This is a genomic window from Pseudomonas sp. nanlin1, assembly GCF_045571515.1.
Lineage (GTDB): Bacteria > Pseudomonadota > Gammaproteobacteria > Pseudomonadales > Pseudomonadaceae > Aquipseudomonas.
The window spans coordinates 4,983,551-5,000,708 of record NZ_CP124218.1; the positions used below are offsets into that span (position 1 = coordinate 4,983,551).

At 56.8% G+C, this 17,158-nt stretch carries 15 protein-coding genes; 8 read left to right on the top strand and 7 right to left on the bottom strand.

Features of this window, described 5'->3' with window-relative positions:
- Positions 1-16: 16 nt before the first annotated feature.
- The 3 genes from QCL65_RS23130 to QCL65_RS23140 form a co-directional block, all read right to left on the bottom strand.
- The gene (locus QCL65_RS23130) at positions 17-1,723 is read right to left on the bottom strand and encodes a chemotaxis protein (protein WP_407312991.1); all 1,707 of its coding nucleotides are present in this window, start codon (positions 1,721-1,723) and stop codon (positions 17-19) included.
- Positions 1,720-3,441: a hypothetical protein gene (locus QCL65_RS23135; protein ID WP_407312993.1), complete on the bottom strand. Its 1,722-nt coding sequence runs from the start codon at positions 3,439-3,441 to the stop codon at positions 1,720-1,722. Before QCL65_RS23135 ends, QCL65_RS23130 begins: the two co-directional genes overlap by 4 nt.
- A 344-nt stretch (positions 3,442-3,785) precedes the next feature.
- Positions 3,786-5,222, bottom strand: coding sequence for an IS1182 family transposase (locus QCL65_RS23140; protein WP_407316991.1), 1,437 nt, complete (start codon positions 5,220-5,222; stop codon positions 3,786-3,788).
- Positions 5,223-5,397: 175 nt separating this feature from the next.
- Between QCL65_RS23140 and QCL65_RS23145 the strand changes: the two genes are divergently transcribed.
- The gene (locus QCL65_RS23145) at positions 5,398-5,790 is read left to right on the top strand and encodes a hypothetical protein (RefSeq protein WP_407312995.1); all 393 of its coding nucleotides are present in this window, start codon (positions 5,398-5,400) and stop codon (positions 5,788-5,790) included.
- A 285-nt stretch (positions 5,791-6,075) separates the two neighbouring features.
- Here the strand turns inward: QCL65_RS23145 and QCL65_RS23150 are convergent, their stop codons facing one another.
- A complete protein-coding gene (locus QCL65_RS23150; RefSeq protein WP_407312997.1) occupies positions 6,076-6,327 on the bottom strand; it encodes a helix-turn-helix transcriptional regulator in 252 nt (83 codons plus the stop codon).
- Between the two features lie 243 nt (positions 6,328-6,570).
- Between QCL65_RS23150 and QCL65_RS23155 the strand changes: the two genes are divergently transcribed.
- Together QCL65_RS23155 and QCL65_RS23160 are read left to right on the top strand one after the other, a co-directional pair.
- The gene (locus QCL65_RS23155; protein ID WP_407312999.1) at positions 6,571-8,424 is read left to right on the top strand and encodes an ABC transporter ATP-binding protein; all 1,854 of its coding nucleotides are present in this window, start codon (positions 6,571-6,573) and stop codon (positions 8,422-8,424) included.
- A 103-nt stretch (positions 8,425-8,527) separates the two neighbouring features.
- The gene (locus QCL65_RS23160; RefSeq protein ID WP_407313001.1) at positions 8,528-9,145 is read left to right on the top strand and encodes an LpxA family transferase; all 618 of its coding nucleotides are present in this window, start codon (positions 8,528-8,530) and stop codon (positions 9,143-9,145) included.
- A gap of 2 nt (positions 9,146-9,147) precedes the next feature.
- On the opposite strand, the gene QCL65_RS23165 is transcribed toward QCL65_RS23160, so the two are convergent.
- The 3 genes from QCL65_RS23165 to QCL65_RS23175 all read right to left on the bottom strand — a co-directional run bounded on the left by QCL65_RS23165 (position 9,148) and on the right by QCL65_RS23175 (position 11,182).
- Positions 9,148-10,362, bottom strand: a complete 1,215-nt coding sequence (locus QCL65_RS23165) for an aldose 1-epimerase family protein (protein WP_407313003.1) — start codon at positions 10,360-10,362, stop codon at positions 9,148-9,150.
- Between the two features lie 215 nt (positions 10,363-10,577).
- Positions 10,578-10,868 carry a helix-turn-helix domain-containing protein gene (locus QCL65_RS23170; RefSeq protein WP_407313005.1) on the bottom strand — a complete coding sequence of 97 codons (291 nt, stop codon included), beginning with the start codon at positions 10,866-10,868 and terminating at the stop codon, positions 10,578-10,580.
- Positions 10,868-11,182 carry a hypothetical protein gene (locus QCL65_RS23175; protein WP_407313007.1) on the bottom strand — a complete coding sequence of 105 codons (315 nt, stop codon included), beginning with the start codon at positions 11,180-11,182 and terminating at the stop codon, positions 10,868-10,870. The genes QCL65_RS23170 and QCL65_RS23175 overlap by 1 nt, the downstream gene beginning before the upstream one ends.
- Before the next feature lie 130 nt (positions 11,183-11,312).
- Between QCL65_RS23175 and QCL65_RS23180 the strand changes: the two genes are divergently transcribed.
- The 5 genes from QCL65_RS23180 to QCL65_RS23200 all read left to right on the top strand — a co-directional run bounded on the left by QCL65_RS23180 (position 11,313) and on the right by QCL65_RS23200 (position 17,062).
- Positions 11,313-11,762, top strand: coding sequence for an Lrp/AsnC family transcriptional regulator (locus QCL65_RS23180; protein WP_407313009.1), 450 nt, complete (start codon positions 11,313-11,315; stop codon positions 11,760-11,762).
- A gap of 154 nt (positions 11,763-11,916) precedes the next feature.
- Positions 11,917-13,599 (top strand): flavin monoamine oxidase family protein, encoded by a 1,683-nt coding sequence (locus tag QCL65_RS23185; RefSeq protein WP_407313011.1) that lies wholly within the window; start codon positions 11,917-11,919, stop codon positions 13,597-13,599.
- A gap of 14 nt (positions 13,600-13,613) precedes the next feature.
- A complete protein-coding gene (locus QCL65_RS23190; protein ID WP_407313013.1) occupies positions 13,614-14,402 on the top strand; it encodes a carbon-nitrogen hydrolase family protein in 789 nt (262 codons plus the stop codon).
- Between the two features lie 145 nt (positions 14,403-14,547).
- Positions 14,548-15,435, top strand: coding sequence for a lytic polysaccharide monooxygenase (locus QCL65_RS23195; protein ID WP_407313016.1), 888 nt, complete (start codon positions 14,548-14,550; stop codon positions 15,433-15,435).
- A gap of 37 nt (positions 15,436-15,472) precedes the next feature.
- Positions 15,473-17,062: a carbohydrate-binding protein gene (locus QCL65_RS23200; protein WP_407313018.1), complete on the top strand. Its 1,590-nt coding sequence runs from the start codon at positions 15,473-15,475 to the stop codon at positions 17,060-17,062.
- Positions 17,063-17,158 lie beyond the last annotated feature (96 nt).

Here is a 17,158-nt window from a genome sequence, read left to right on the forward strand (position 1 = left end):
TCGCCAAGGGGCGACGCTAATCAGCTGCATGCTCCGGCTTCGGCTCCGTTAAAGAACCGATCCAAAACCCCGGAGGAATTGGTAACTGATGAAGATGGCAGGCGACCATGACCACTGGCCAAAAACCAGACTTGATAGGCGACAGATTCTGCAAACTCGAATCCGTAGTGCATGCCTCTGCTATGGTAGCAATGAGTTGGCGTCCACCTCTGATTAGCGGCAGCCCACAAAGGGCCTGCCCATGAGGGCTATTACCTAGATAAAAATTATCTTCCGACGATGCGTCCGGTAGCCAGAGCTGCAAGGTGCAGTGCTTCAACTCCTTCTGAGCAAGACGGCTCAGCGCCTCGACCGCTTCAGTCGCACCAAGTGCATGCAACCAAGCAGCAAGCATCGGAACAATTGTGCTTCCCGCCGTAGCCTCCTTGAAATACTCGTCAGATCTATCGCGCGGATGTTCGGCGAGATCGCGGTAATCTGTAAGGGAAGTGGTGTAACGACCTCTTGAGTGAATAGTGAAGGTGAGGCGATAAGCCATTTCTTCGAGCCAAGAAGTTATGCCTGTCGCATCAACCTTACTAATCAGCCAAAGCTGGAGGAAAAGGGCAATGCTGGTTCCTTGCCTATCTGCTATCGGCAGGAACAAGACTGGGTTGTTTCGAATTAGCTCCAAGCCCGTTTGTGTGAGCTGTACGACATCGCTTCTGATTTGCTCTTGGTGGGCCTCGTCACTCAGCTCCCCGAGCCAGTGGAGCCATAGGCCTGCCAGTCCAATGCGGCCTAGCACCTCAAACAGAGCAAGGTTTACATCAAGCGAGCTGCGGGAGCCTGTAGCCATCGATATCCCATGGCGTATTTTCGCGTAAGGCAACACCCGCGATTCGATGAACTCCATAGAGATGATGATATGAAGTTCGACCATCTGCCGAACAACAACACTAAGTGCCTTTATTTCCCGGCCGTTGCTGCCGAGGTTAGGTCGTAGTAACTCCCAAGCTGTGAGCAGCGCCAGCTCACTCGCACGATAAGTTGATTCGATGTTGCTCGCACCGCGCGCCCAAACAAACAGAATCCACAAACAGATGTTTAACTGCCGGGCAGTACGTACGCGGGCTTTTCCCGATACGGTGCCAGCTTGAAATAAATCCCCTGCAAGTCGACTAAAATGCTCATAAGAGACATCGGGCTCATCGATCATAGCAACGGCTTTCTGGAAGCTACTGCGCAACTGCTTTGGAAGAATTTCCTCCCTCAGTAGTCCTTTCAGAATCATTTCGGCTATCTTGTCGCCATTCCATTCATCAAAAGTGACTCTTGCAGTGGTGTTCCTCGCGATGAAGCCCGTTAGCTTCTCTCGTACTTGCTCATTCACATCTCCTCCAAATGCCAGGCAGATGACAATCTTTAGCACGTTGTATCTGGCCGGTATTCTGTGAGGGATGTATGCGTCTAGAATTTCATCCAACGATGATCGTAGAGCTTGCGGAGTTCCGTCCCAGTCTTGGCGCGTAAGGTCGCCCTGCTTGACGGAAAACAGAAAAAGCTTCTTCTCTCCGTCGTCGTCTTTCCCGACGGCCGCAATGTCAACTCCAAGCTGGCTGGTGCCTCTTTGAGGGCGCGAATAGACATGGAAGCCAAGCTCACTCAACAGGTCGGGGAGGATTGCATCCAGCTCATCTCGCTCCCTTAATGATCTCAAATAATCACGAATCAGTAGCTTCATTCTTCCATCCTCTCATGGCGGAAAACTCGGAGGATGTATTCAATACCCACAGGATCAATGACCTCCATTCGTGGCATCTCGAAGGAAATTCCATGAGAGTGGAGATCGATTTCCATGGGGCGAAGATTGTCTTGGCCATCGTCTACAAAGGTTATTGAACGATTGCCATAAAGCAACACAGAGCGAGTCACCAGGCTCAAGAAAACAGACTCGCTTTCTGCCTTTTTATGAGCATCTCGCATCTGGTCAGAAACGCGCAGTCGCTCAATGCGGCGATGGTGCTCCGATGGTTGAAGCTCGACTATACATGGAATGGATCGTAGCGCTTCGAGATAAGAATCGTACTGAGCGAGAGCCCAGGCCACGGCCTTGCTCGCAGGGTCCTCGGGTGCAAGGCTACCAAGAAAATCCCTTACTCCACCATAGTTTTGGAGCAACGGATCGACCAGCAGCTTCCGCACTTCTCGGGACGTATCCATATTGCAGACCCGTAGCACCGAGACCAAGACGGAGCAAGCCGTTGTCGGTTTGAAAAAGAACCAGCCAACAGCCTTTCGACAGATGAACAATTGTTCGTTGGGAGAAATAGCTAGGTCTTCAGCCCTAAAACTTAGGGGAGCACCGTCTAGTCCTTGCCCCTGTATGGCCTTAGCGAGACCACCACAGAGGCGGGGGGCGCCAAGCTTTAGCCACCGAACCACTACTCGACCGAGAACATCAGAAGAACCGGCCAGCAATGTCCTAGTGAAACTATCCAAGGTTTCGAGTTCTAGATCATCATCTGTCCGTGAGAGCAGCCTTGTTACAAAAGATAATGCAGCCTCGGGATGCCCGTGCTCCATAAGCACCTGGAGGCCCATATCTAGCTCTTCTACGGTCCCCTTGTTGGCTGACTCCAGATGATCCAATGCCCCTAGTAAGCAAGCGACAATATCCGGAGTGAGCGCCTCCCGGCACGCCCAAAGCGCACGTGCACACTGGTGTATGGTGAATTTACCGGGATTCATCACCAACTGATTTATAAGTGCGTTTTCATCTAAAGGCGAGATGTCGGGACAGCGCGCCAAGATTTCCATGGTCGCGTGCAACACGCTCGCCCTAACGGAGTCGTCAATACCTACCTCTAGCAGTGCCTTGAAAACTGAAAATGTCTCAGAACGTGACTCTGAATTTGGGTGTTCAATACGCCCTAAGGCAGCAATGGCTGCCTGACGACGAATATCTTCATATCCGACCGCAATACGGCGCGCCTCAGCCAAATCGCTAATCGCCGTTAGAGCGAAAGAAAGATGTTGACTCGAAAGATCATCACCTTGATGCGCTGCGGCAATGACCTCGCTAGCACGCTGAGGGACGTTCGCACACCATTTCTTAAACGCGTCATTGGGCTGGTTGGCGGCACCGTCATTCCCTCCACGCGTTACGAGTGCGCCGACACAAGCCATCATCCGCCCGGGCTCCGCCTGCAACTCGGGCAGGAGCTGGCAGAAAAAGTGCGAAGCCAAGAAAAAATCAGTGCCATCGAGCCTTTGCAAGGCATCGTCTTCAACAAGAGCTAACAAATCGATCGTTCTTGCGTTGTGCAAAGCGATGCAACGCTCTTCTATAACGCTAGTGCCCGATCTGCCAACCAATCCGAACTGGCGTGCCATGTGGCTAGCCAATTCTCCGCGCGTGAATAGCTCGACCAACTTTTCGGATGTCGGTACCGTCTCCATGCTCCCTCACTTCAATCTTATTGACCGGCTGGGTAACCGCTAAATCCATTACCAAATGCAGCATTTATACTCTTTTGATTAGCAAGTTTCCGAGCCAGGTCAAAATCGATCTGGCGTGAGCGGCAGCTTCTTGCCGGGTTCTGTCCCTTATGAACGGCGGCTTTGGATCCAGGCTGTGTGAAAACGCACTGAACACGTCGAAAGCTGAAAGTCGCGAGGATTGGCTGTGGAGTAAGCGGGCGGAAGCGCGAATTGCCCTAGCCATCTACATAGGCGTTTGTAATTCCGTTTGGGCAGCGTCAGCGCCCCAAACGGCTACTAACGGGCGAGCCAAGCGACTCGATTCAAGCCCTGATCGCCTCCAGCAGTCCTGCGATACCGAAGATGCTCATCATTCGTTTGAGGTTATAGGCGAGCACATGAAGACTCATCTCAGTGCTCACCCTCGGCAGGGTTTTGGTCAGGAAGTGGGTACTTCCCATCCAGTACTTGAGCGTTCCAAAAGGGTGTTCAACGGTCTGTCGACGAACCTTCATCATCCCTGGATCATGTTCTAGTCGAACCTGCATCGCGTCGACTACAGCCTCATGTTCCCAGCGCTTCACACGGCGTTCCTTACCCGTCGTACATTGCTTTTGCATTGCGCAGGACTGGCAGCCCGAGAAGTAGTAACAGTGCAACAACATGCCGTCTTTTATCGACGAATGCCGCCGGGTCAGCAACTGTCCCGCAGGGCATCGATACGCGTCCGATGCAGCAACGTAGATGAAGTCCTGCTTACCAAATCGGCCTTCGGCTTTGCTGCCTGATGTCAGAGGTTTTGGTACAAAGGTGGTGATGCCCGCCTGCTCGCAGGCAAGGATTTCCAGACCTTTGTAGTAGCCTCGGTCGGCCACCACCGTTAGCGTTTCAGCCTCAATTTGTTCACGCGCCAAGTTCGCCATATTGCTCAGTTGCCCACGATCATTACCAACGTTGGTCACCTCATGGGCAATGATCAAATGATGCTTGTCGTCGACAGCTGTTTGTACGTTGTAGCCAACCGTTCCGGTGCCTCGACCGCTCGTGGCCATTGAGCGTGCATCTGGGTCTGTGAGGGAGATCTGCTGGTCTGGACTGTCGTGGAGCTGCGCCTCGATGTCCTTGAGTTTCTGCATCTGCTTTTTCAGTGTTTCTATCTTTTCTTTAAGCCGTTCTGCTTTGGCCTCGGCCACTTCGGGTGTTGCCCGATCCGCCGAATCCATCGCCGCCAAATATCGATCAATGCTCTGCTCGATCTGCTGCATGCGAGCCTTCACCTTGCCCTGAGTGAAGTTGCGGTCGCGATTATTGACGGCTTTGAATTTGCTGCCGTCGATGGCGATGATTGATTGGGAGAAGAGATTGAGGTTGCGACAAAGAACTACGAATTGGCGGCATACGCTGCGAATGGCTTTGCCGTTGTCTTTGCGAAAGTCGGCAATGGTTTTGAAGTCCGGAGCCAAACGCCCCGATAGCCACATCAACTCGACGTTGCGATCGGCCTCACGCTCAAGCCTGCGGCTGGACTGAATCCGATTGAGGTAGCCGTAGATATAGATCTTCAGCAAGACCGCTGGGTGATAGGCTGGACGACCCGTTGCGGCAGGATTGGCGCCCTCAAAACCAAGTGCGCCCAGGTCGAGTTCATCGACGAAAACGTCGACCACTCGGACTGAATTTTCTTCGGTTACGTAATCGTCCAGGCACTCTGGCAGCAGCGTCACCTGCGTCCGAGTCTCACCCTCAATGAATCGCTTCATGATCGCCCCCGATACGATCTCGACGATCAGAAGGTTAGACGATCTGGGAATTTTTTCACCAAGCCTGGGACCGATTGATCGCTCACGACGGGCATAAATCAGCGAAAAGTTGACGATAGACACTTGATCGCGAGGTGCCTAATCTAGGCTTCGAAGTCACGACAGGGAAAAGGATATGGCAGGAGGGAACATCATTTGCGGTACGTTCCAAAGTGCCGACAAATCGGGATCAGCCTTGGAGGCAGTGTTAGAAGCACTCCCATTGCAGGCTCACGAACTAGTCGAGAATGTTAAACAGCAACTCGATACAGCAGACTTTGTCCTCATAGATGTAGAACAAGCGAAAAGCTTGCTTCCATTTTTACGGGTCTACCACGCGCAACTAATCGCTGAGATCGGGCACGATGATTGGGCTCAGGCAACGCAGGAGGAGGAGTTTTCGCTTGAAACGGTCGCTGCCAAGTGGGGATCGGGTAAGGGATGGAAACTTTACTGCGTGCGAGATCTCGTAGGTGCTTGTGAAAATGCGTTGGTAGAAATGGAACCTGTTTGCATAGCGTTTAGTTAACTGCATCCAGCCCGTTTTCACACAGCCTGGGTCGAAAGCGGTCATCCACGGCCGGGGGCTATCAGTCCGAAGCGGTAGGACGCGCAGCCAGCAGACGTTGTAATAAGGAACCCTCTGATGTTCAGCATAACTAACATGGAAGCGCCTATGTAACCTATATCCGACTGTTCATAAACCAACGCAAACAGTCCAGTTGAGCATCAATACACCATAACCTAATCAGAACAGCCCCCGACTCCTACCAAAGCCGAGCTTTGAGTCAGCCGATCCGCTAGCCGGTCGTCATCAATCGAACACTCCCTGAATTTCTTCCAGTGTGGGCATAGTGGCGGGCACCACTGTGAACTCACAGTCCAAGGCACCGAGCACTCGCGCATAAGCCAACATGCTGACTGACTGATCACCTTTCTCAATAGCGATAATCTTCTGGCGGGTGACGGCTGCCAGTGCTGCGAGGCTGGCTTGGGTGAGCCCTCGGTTTAGACGTCGCTGGCGGATTTGCGCGCCAAGGCGAACAGTAATTAGGGAATGACCCATGTTCTATATACGTAACAAAATGACTTCCGTGTAACGTATACCGAACTTTAAAATAAATAAAGCTGATCGTTCAGCCGAGCGGTTAAAACAAGCCGGTTGTGAGGTGCGTTAGCTCTCCAATCACCTCCACCGCACGAAACCGCTCGACACCAAATGCCTCCATGCACGGTCCAACGGTTTGGCCACCTCCTTCAGTCAGATACACTGCTGTCCAAAAACTTACCCTACCCCCCGGAGACCTTTATGCTCCGTTCTTTCGAACGCCTGCTCGACCCCTTCCCTCCCGACGAAGCACCACCACCTCCCGAAGGCCTGGCCCGGTTTATCTGGGCTTGCACCCGCGGTGCGCGGGGCTATGTGCTGGCGCTGGCGGTGCTCAGCGCCTGTGTGTCGATTTATGAGGCCTGGCTGTTTTCGTTTTTAGGCCAAGTGGTCGATCTGCTGTCGACCTGGCAGGCCGATGGCAAGGTAGGGGCGCCGGAGGCGAGTGTGTTGTGGGGTATTGGCGTTGTGCTGGTGACCAGTATTGGGCTGGTGGCACTGCGTACGATGGTGCAGCACCAGGTGCTGGCGATTAACCTGCCGCTACGGCTGCGCTGGGATTTTCATCGGTTGATGCTGAGGCAAAGTCTGTCGTTCTTTTCTGACGAATTTTCCGGGCGGGTGACGACCAAGGTGATGCAGACCGCGCTGGCGGTGCGCGAGGTGTTGTTCACGGTGATCGAGATTGCGCCCGGCATTGGCGTGTATTTCATTGCGATTATTGCGCTGGCAGGCGGTTTTGACCTGCGGTTGATGCTGCCCTTTATTGTCTGGGTGGTGCTGTTTGGGCTTGCCATGCGCTACTTTGTGCCGCGCCTGGGTAAGGTCGGGCAGGAACAGGCCCACGCGCGTTCCTCCATGACGGGGCGGATTTCGGACGCCTACACCAATATCACCACCGTGAAGCTGTTTTCCTACACAAAACGTGAAGCGCATTTCGCACGCGGGGCGATGGAGGATTTCAAGAACACCGGGTTCCGTCAGATGCGCCTGGTCAGCCAGTTCGAGATCGTCAATCAGGCGCTGGTGGTGCTGCTGATTCTGGGTGCCGGTGGCTACGCGCTGTGGCTATGGCATCAGGGCGAAGTGGGCACGGGCGCGGTGGCGGCGATCACGGCAATGGCTTTGCGCATCAATGGGATGTCGCACTGGATTATGTGGCAGATGACCTCGCTGTTCGAGAACATCGGCACTGTGCAGGACGGCATGTCAACGCTTACCCAAGGCCCTAAGGTGAAGGATGCACCGGGTGCTGGAGTGCTTGAAAGCAAAGGCGGAGCCGTGGATTTCGCCAATGTGAGTTTTAACTACAACGGTGAACGCCAGGTGCTCGATGGCCTGAACCTGAGCATACGCGCCGGCGAGAAAATCGGCTTGGTGGGCCGCTCGGGGGCGGGCAAGTCGACGTTGATCAACCTGCTGCTACGATTTTACGACGTCGACAGCGGGGAAATTCGTATCGATGGGCAGAACATTGCCCACGTGTCCCAGGACAGTTTGCGCAGTGCGATCGGTATGGTCACCCAAGACACCTCACTGCTGCACCGCACCATCCGTGAAAACATCGCTTACGGCCGCCCTGACGCCACGGATGCGGACGTCTACCGGGCCGCGATCGATGCTCAGGCGGATGGTTTTATCCGCCAGTTAAGCGACCGCCAAGGCCACACGGGCTACGACACGCTGGTGGGTGAGCGCGGCATCAAACTGTCCGGCGGCCAGCGCCAGCGCATCGCGATCGCGCGGGTGATGCTTAAGAACGCGCCGATCCTGCTGTTGGATGAAGCCACCAGTGCGCTGGATTCCGAAGTGGAAGTGGCTATTCAAGAAAGCCTGGACGAAATGATGCAAGGCAAGACGGTGATCGCCATCGCCCATCGGCTGTCTACCATTGCCGCCATGGACCGGCTGATCGTTATGGATAATGGGCAGATCGTCGAACAAGGCACCCATGCTCAGTTGTTGGCGCACAACGGCACCTATGCACGGTTATGGCGGCACCAGAGTGGTGGTTTCCTAGGGGAAGACCAGGACGAATCCGCAGCCGTGGAGTGACCTTTGAGGTGAACGAGCGCGATAATTCCCCGGCTTTCGGTCAGGGCTGACGGCCTATCGCGCTCTGCCCACGCCCAATAAGAATCAGAAAAGGAAATCACCTATGCAACTGCAACTCGCCGACTACATACGCACGGTGCGCCAATCAGCGCTGGCCGAATGGGCCACCCTTCTGCCTTGGCAACTGACCTGCGGCGCTCCCGAATACGTGCGAACCCTGCTTTCGCGGCTTTCCAGCAGCGATTACTTAATCGACGGGGAGATCGCGGTGCACCGCACGGCCACCCTAGAGCCGGGCGCCGTATTGAAAGGCCCGCTAGTGATTGGCCCCCATAGCTTTATCGCCACCGGTGCTTACCTGCGCGGCGGCTGTTGGTTGGGCGAACACTGCATCATCGGGCCGGGGGCAGAATTGAAAACGTCTTTTGTCATGGACGGCAGCAAGCTCGCCCACTTCAACTTCGTAGGCGACTCGGTGCTGGGCAGCGGGGTCAATCTGGAAGCCGGTAGTATCGTGTGTAACTACCGTAACGAACGTGAAGACAAACAGGTCAAGGTGAGAATAGGCGGCCAGTTATTGGCGACCGGCTGCGACAAGTTCGGTGCTTTGATTGGCGATGGCGCGCGGGTGGGGGCTAATGCGGTGCTGGCACCGGGGGCGATTTTGCAACCGGGCACGGTGGTGCGCCGGTTGCAGCTATTTGATGGAGAGGTGGCTTAGGGCTATTCCTTGGTCAGGTCAACCAGAGGCTCGCCACGTACTTCGGTAGCGCGGCCTGCCTGGATGGTTTTCACCTCACCCAGTGCCTTGTCGACGGCGCCTTTGTCAGCCAGCAAGCTGTAGCTGATCTCGAATTGGCGCTGCTCTTTCGGGCCAATGGTAGGCACCAGGTTCAGCGGCCGTTGGTAGCGACGGTTGTAGGAAAAACTGGTGCCCGGCTCCAGGCCTGTTACGTAGCCCTGGCCTTGGGTGTCGGTGTTTTTCCACAGCGAGAACACCGGCAACTGCTGGGTATTGAAACCGACGGCAACACCGAGGCTACCGGCTTTGTTGTGCAGCACGGTGACAGTGTCGCCTTTGGCATCGCCATAGGGCACGACGTTATAGACCGTTTCATCGTAGTCCTTGGTCGGGCCACGGTAGGTTTGCCAGTCGGCCAAGTCGCCCTTGGCCTTCTCATTGAACGGTGAGACCTGTTTCACCGGAGCGGCAAAACGGGCCCCCTGCTCCAGGAATGGCGTGCTGAAATTGCTGTGGTACAGCGCCTGGTATTCCTTCGGATAGTCGCCGTTGTTGGTCAAGGTATCGTTGAGGGTAAAGCGTACGCTGCCCGGCTCGGTGACCAGTTCGGTTTGCACGGAGAAGTCGACCTTCTTGAAAGCCTGTTCCTTCAGCTCGCCCTTCAGACGAATCGCATAGGGCGGTTTTTCGTCGATGGTCAGGGTCACCTTGCTGGCCGGGATATTTGCCGCGCGACCGTGCAGGGTCAGTAACTCGCCGTTATCCATGCCAGGGTGGCCGACCCACTCGTACCCGCAGCGGGTGACCAGCTCGTTGAAACCCTCCAGCCAGCCCAGCCCGCCTCGCCCGTTGAGCTCGATAAACGCCGGATTGACCACGTCTTTGACCGGCGAATCCCAGCCCATGCGCACGTCGCCCACCGAGGCGTGTAATACGTTCATGCCACGGGTGGGCACGACCGAGAGCTTCATCGTACCGTTGTCGATATCAATAATGCTGACCCCTTCCTGACGCCCGCCGTGCAGGGTACGCAGGGTCACGGAAAACGGTTTGGCGGTTTTCACACCCAACTGGGCGCTGGTGATTTGCTGGTTTTGTGCCGCTTTGTCGGTGTCGAGCAACACATAGTCCCAGGCAAATGCGTGAGACGTGGCGGCCAAGGCACTGAGGCCGATGAGCAGAGGAAGGGATTTCATGGGGGCGGTCCTTATTGGAATTATGGGGTTCAGCCTAGCCGGTTAATCGTTTCAGCTAAGGGTTGAGTCTAGCCAAAGTTTGCTGGGCAGGGGAGCAAAATTATGGGAGGCGTAGACGGCCGGGCGTAGGGCTGCTGAGGGGCAGAATCTGGCCAGTAAGCCGAATAAATGCGCTAATCGGCTCATGAAGCATTCACTTTACAATTGGCTCGCAGTCAATGGCTAAGTGCAGCCAGCACATGTCCCGGATCATTGTGAATGGCCTGCAACAGAGCGCGAGCCGCGCCTTCAGGCTCGCGGCGGCCTTGTTCCCAATTCTGCAGGGTGCCTACTGGCACGTTAATCGCCTTAGCGAAACGGGCCTGCGAAAGCCCAGTCGCTTTACGGATCATTTTTACCTTTAAAGCATCCACCCGGAATTCGCGAGAAGGTAGCCGCTCTCCTCGGCCGATTTCGTCCATCTGCTTCATACTTTCCACAAGACGGTCAAATAGCTTTCTGTCCATCAGTTCCAACCCCGGTTGATGTCACACAGTATCTTCCTCTCATCGCTCGACAGGTCATCCTTGACCCCTTTTCGATAGATCAGAATTAAACGAATTTGGGAAGCCGAGCAGACATAATAGTAAATGACTCTGGCTCCCCCTCTATTGCCCTTGCCGCCGGCGGGCCAACGAATTTTCCGCAAGCCGTTGGTACCTTGGATAACATCACCAGCATCTGGATTCACGGCCAAAAAAAGCTGCAATTCTCGATAGCGCTTGTCCGTCATGTGGTCAGCGAGATCTTCCGTGAAAACAGGGGACTCAACAAAAATCATCCGTTAGTATATCCGTCATTGGCGGATAGAAAAGGTAATCTCCTTGCTGAGCCTCGCAACGTAGAATGTGCTTCGTACTTTGACTCCACTACTTCTGCAATCGCTCTCAGATAGGCGGGAACTCACACTTATGCCCACCCCCCTCGACAACCTCGACCGCCAGCTCATCGCAGCCCTGCAAATCAACGCCCGCGAAAGCGTGGCCGTGCTTGCGCGGCAGTTGGGCATTGCCCGGACAACGGTCACCTCCCGCCTGGCACGGCTGGAAAAGACCGGAGCCATCACCGGTTATGGGGTAAGGCTGGGGCAGCGGGTCGCGGACGGTGGCTTACAGGCCTACGTAGGCATCACCGTGCAACCTCGGGCGGGCAAGGAAGTGTTGCGGCGCATGAGCGCCATGGCTCAGGTGCAACAGCTCTGTGCAGTGAGTGGCGAGTTCGACTACGTGGCGTGGCTGCGCACCGATTCGCCGGAACAGCTGGACCAATTGCTGGACCAGATCGGCAGCCTGGACGGCGTGGCCAAGACCACGACGTCGATCATCCTGAGCAGCAAAATCGATCGTGGGCATCCTCTGTAATACGTTTCGCGCAAAACCATCGTCACTTTGTAGCAAGACGCTACGTTAAGACGACACTTTGCGTCTTAATTGCGCACGTTAGCTTCCCTAGAATACCGGGCAGTCTTTTCTATACTGAGGTCTTGCTTCAGTGCTCCCGACCGCTAGGTACGTCATGACCCATTCAACTCGCCACCCCGCCGACGGCAAAAAGCCCATCACCATCTTTGGCCCGGACTTCCCCTTCGCCTTCGATGACTGGATCGAGCACCCGGCCGGCCTAGGCTGCATACCGCAGGAGCACCACGGAGCCGAAGTGGCGATCGTTGGCGCGGGTATCGCCGGGCTGGTGGCGGCCTACGAGTTGATGAAGCTGGGCCTCAAGCCGGTGGTGTATGAAGCCTCGAAGATGGGCGGCCGGCTGCGTTCGCAGACGTTCGACGGCACTGAGGGGGTGATCGCCGAATTGGGCGGCATGCGCTTTCCGGTCTCGTCCACGGCGTTCTACCACTATGTCGACAAACTGGGCCTGCAAACGCGGCCGTTCCCAAACCCGCTGACGGCCGCCTCAGGCAGCACCGTGGTCGACCTGGAAGGTGAAACCTACTACGCCAGGACCCTCGCCGACTTGCCCAAACTGTTCCAGGAAGTCGCCGATGCCTGGGCCGATGCATTGGAAGAAGGCTCGCGTTTCAGCGACATCCAGCAAGCGATTCGCGAGCGGGACGTGCCACGCCTCAAGGAGCTGTGGAACACCCTGGTACCGCTGTGGGACGACCGCACTTTCTACGATTTCGTGGCCACCTCGAAGGCCTTCGCCAGCCTGACGTTCCAACACCGTGAAGTGTTCGGCCAAGTGGGTTTCGGCACCGGTGGTTGGGACTCGGACTTCCCCAACTCGATGCTGGAAATCTTCCGCGTGGTCATGACCAACTGCGATGACCATCAACATTTGGTGGTCGGCGGCGTCGAGCAAGTGCCGCTGGGCATCTGGCGCCACGTACCGGAGCGCTGTGCCCACTGGCCTGCCGGCACCAGCCTGAGTTCCCTGCACGGCGGTGCCGCGCGCTCGGGGGTGAAATCCATCGCCCGGGCGGCCGACGGGCGCCTGGCGGTCACCGATAACTGGGGGGATACCCGCCACTACGCGGCGGTGCTAACCACCTGCCAAAGTTGGCTGCTGACCACCCAGATCGAATGCGAAGAAAGCCTGTTCTCACAGAAAATGTGGATGGCCCTGGACCGTACCCGCTACATGCAAGCGTCCAAAACCTTCGTTATGGTCGACCGCCCGTTTTGGAAAGACCAAGACCCAGAAACCGGCCGCGACCTCATGAGCATGACCCTCACCGACCGTCTCACCCGCGGCACCTACCTGTTCGACAACGGCGATAACCAGCCAGGGGTGATCTGCCTGTCCTACTCCTGGATGAGCGACGCCCTGAAAATGCTTCCGCACCCGGTGGAAAAACGCGTCAAGCTAGCCTTGGACGCCCTGAAGAAAATCTACCCTAAGGTCGACATCGCCGGGCACATCATCGGCGACCCCATTACCATCTCATGGGAAGCCGACCCGCATTTCCTAGGCGCCTTCAAAGGCGCGCTGCCCGGGCACTATCGCTACAACCAGCGGATGTACGCGCACTTTATGCAGCAAAATCTACCGCCCGAGCAGCGGGGGATTTTTATCGCCGGCGACGATGTCTCATGGACACCGGCCTGGGTCGAGGGGGCCGTACAGACCTCCCTCAATGCGGTATGGGGCATCATGAACCACTTTGGCGGCCATACCCACCCGCAAAACCCCGGACCAGGCGATGTGTTCGATGAGATCGGCCCCATCGCCCTGGCGGACTGAAAAGGACTCCTCCCATGCGCATCGCCCTGTACCAATGCCCTTCGCAACCTTCCGATACGGCCGGCAACCTGCAACGTTTGCAGGTGCGGGCGGCGGAGGCTGCACGGTGGCATGCCGAGTTGCTGGTCTGCCCAGAGATGTTCCTCAGTGGCTACAACATTGGTATTGGCTTGGTCAGCCGCCTTGCCGAAGCGGCAGACGGCGCCTTCGCCGAGCAGGTGGCGCGGATCGCCCAGGACACGGGTGTGGCCATTCTCTATGGCTACCCAGAACGAGCCGCCGATGGCCAACTCTATAACGCCGTGCAGTTGATCGACGCCACAGGCCGGCGCCTGTGCAATTACCGCAAAACGCACTTATTCGGCGAACTGGACCGCTCGATGTTCAGTGCCTCGGACCAGCCCTGCCCGGTATTTGAATTCAATGGGTGGCGCGTCGGCCTGCTGATCTGCTACGACCTGGAGTTTGCTGAAAACGCTCGGCAACTGGCCCTCGCCGGGGCCGAACTGATCCTCGTACCGACCGCCAATATGCTCCCCTACGAGTTCGTCGCCGATGTGACCGTGCGCAGCCGCGCCTTCGAAAACCAGTGCTATGTGGTGTACGCCAACTACTGCGGCCAAGAGGTCGATGTGCACTATTGCGGCCTGAGCAACGTCGTCGGCCCGGATGGCGTGCGGATCGCCGAGGCGGGCCAGGAGGAAGCGCTAATCGTCGGCACCCTCGACCGCGAAGCCGTGCAACGTGCACGTGGCGCGTTCAGTTACCTGGCGGACCGCCGCCCGGCACTGTATAGCGTTTAGCCCATGCCTATCGCGCAGGGCTATGCCTGGCAGTTTTGTCAGCTTGTTCCTTATCGCCAGGCGCTTAGCCTGAGAGGGCTCATATCGAGCACGCTGGCCGCGGCTAAGACTTAGTGCACGGCTGGCCCTTTCAGGAGAAATAGCCATGCACATAGCCCTCAAACTGATCTCCGCGATTGCCCTGGCCCACGTGGCCGGCGCCGCTACTGCGGCCACTGCTGCCAAGCCAGATCCGGCGACCCCGGTGGCCGCAGGTGACTCCCGCCACGGCGCGCTGGAGTTTCCCATCGCCCGCCAATACCACTGCAACAAGACTGGAGGTTACTACTGGCCAATCGACGGTAGCGGGATCTCCGACCCAGGCTGTAGAGCCGCCTACCAAGCCGCCTTCGCGAAGGACCGACCTGCTGCCCCGGACCTAGCCCAACACGAGGCGGCCATCAAGGCCTACAGAGAGCAGCTCGGCGCGCACGCCGGAGACAGTAGCGTCACCGACGAGCAGGCCAACAAGGCCGCACACGCCGTGTACCCACTGGAGCAGTGGCCAGAATTCTCCGTCAATGTTCCACAATACAACGAGGAGGCAAAAGTTAAAGAGCAGATCCCCGATGGCCACCTGTGCTCGGCGGGCCAACACGGCCAGAACTGGGACCCGCGCAAAGGCCTGTGGAACGACAAATCCGGTTTCGACATCCCCGCCAACTGGACCGCCCAGGAGGTAACGCCTAACGCCGATGGCAAAGTGCATTTCAAGTTTCACATCATGGCCGTGCATAACCCCAGCTTCTGGCGCATTTACCTGTCCAAACCCGGTTACGACGCCAGCCAGCGCGCGCTCAAATGGGATGACCTGGAGCTGCTGGAAAGCCTCGGCGATATTAAACCCAAAGGCAACTACTACGAGATGGACGTGGACTTCAAAAACCACACAGGTAAACGCGTGGTGTATATCCGCTGGCAGCGTGAAGACGCGGTGGGCGAAGGCTTCTACAACTGCAGCGACGTGAACATCGTTGCCCGCAAAGCGTCCTGAGGCCTACCCCAAGCTTGACTTCTCGAGGAATCAGAGCATGTCCAGACCCGACTTCACCTCCATCAAGAAGCATATTGACGACGCCGCCAGTACCATGCCGGACCTTTCGCAAAAACAGATCCTCATGGGCTTCTGGCACAACTGGCGACCTGGGCCGGGCGGCGGCCACGGTGATGGTTACCAAGGTGGGACCTTCTATTCGATGCCACTGGAAGAGGTCCCCGAGCAATACAACGTGGTGGCCGTGGCCTTTATGAAGGGCGCGGGTATTCCTACCTTCCAGCCCGATGGCTACAGCGACGCCGAGTTTCGCCGCCAGGTCGGCGTACTTAACAGCCAGGGCCGCGCCGTGCTCATTTCCCTGGGCGGCGCGGACGCTCACATCGAACTGGGTCCCGATGATGGGCCAGCGCTCGCCAAGGAAATTGCGCGTTTGGTGGAAGTGTATGGCTTCGACGGCCTGGACATCGACCTGGAGCAAGCGGCCATCGATGCCGGGGCTAACAAGACCGTGATCCCCGAAGCGCTCAAGCTGGTTCGGCACTACTACGAAAGCCGCGGTCAGCACTTTTTCATCAGCATGGCGCCGGAATTTCCGTACCTGATGAATGGCGGTAAATACATCGATTACATCCGTAACCTGGACGGCTACTACGACCTGATTGCCCCCCAGTACTACAACCAGGGGGGCGATGGCATCTGGGTTCCCGAGGCGGATGACGGCAAAGGCCGATGGGTGGCGCAAAACGACGATGAGTATAAAGAGGACTTTCTGTTTTACCTGACCAAAGCCCTGGTCAGCGATAACCTGGCGTTGGGGCTGGACTCACGTAAGCGTAAAAATCCGAAAACGGCCGGCACTGCGGTTTACATCCCCGCGCATAAATTCGCCATTGGTTTACCGACCAATAATGACGCTGCGGCCACGGGCTATGTAATCGACCCCACTGCCGTGTACAACGCTTTTGCTCGCCTGAAAGCCGCCGACTTACCCATCAAGGGGTTGATGACGTGGTCGGCCAATTGGGACAACGGCACACCGAAAAACAGCACCACGCCTTACGGCTGGGAATTCATTAACCGCTATGGCCCGTTGATCCATGACGAGCAGGGTGGCGGTGAGCGCCCCCCCTCAACGCCTGCCGGCCTGAATGCCACGGGCGTAAGCCAGACCGGCCTGACACTAGGCTGGCGTAACTCGAGCGGCTCGCACCCCATTGCTTATTACTTGGTGCGGCGTAATGGCACTGAAGTGGGGCGCCCCACCACTGCGAGCTTTGTCGACAGCGGCCTGAGCGCCGATAGCGAGTACGGCTATACCGTCCAGGCGTGGGACGAGCAAGGGCAAGCGTCGGCCGCCAGTGCCGAATTGCGCATCAAAACCCTGGGCGAAGACACCGGGCCAGGGCCAGATCCCGAGCCGGAGTTTCCGCAGTGGGTCACAGGCACAAACTATGTCGCAAACAACGGCGTAACCTATAACGGCAAGCAATACATTTGCCTGCAAAACCATACGTCCCAAACCAGCTGGAACCCTGAAGCGGCCCAGTCGCTGTGGCAACCTCAGGCGATGTGGCGGGGGGCCATGGATGCCTTGAGGCGCTTGCGCAAAATGATGGGCCAATAGCCCTTTGAGAAACGGTGCGAGCCAAGCGGCACGTCGTTCGCACCGATCTTTTCCAACCCCACCCACTGGACCACGCTAGAATTGCCGCTCCACAGT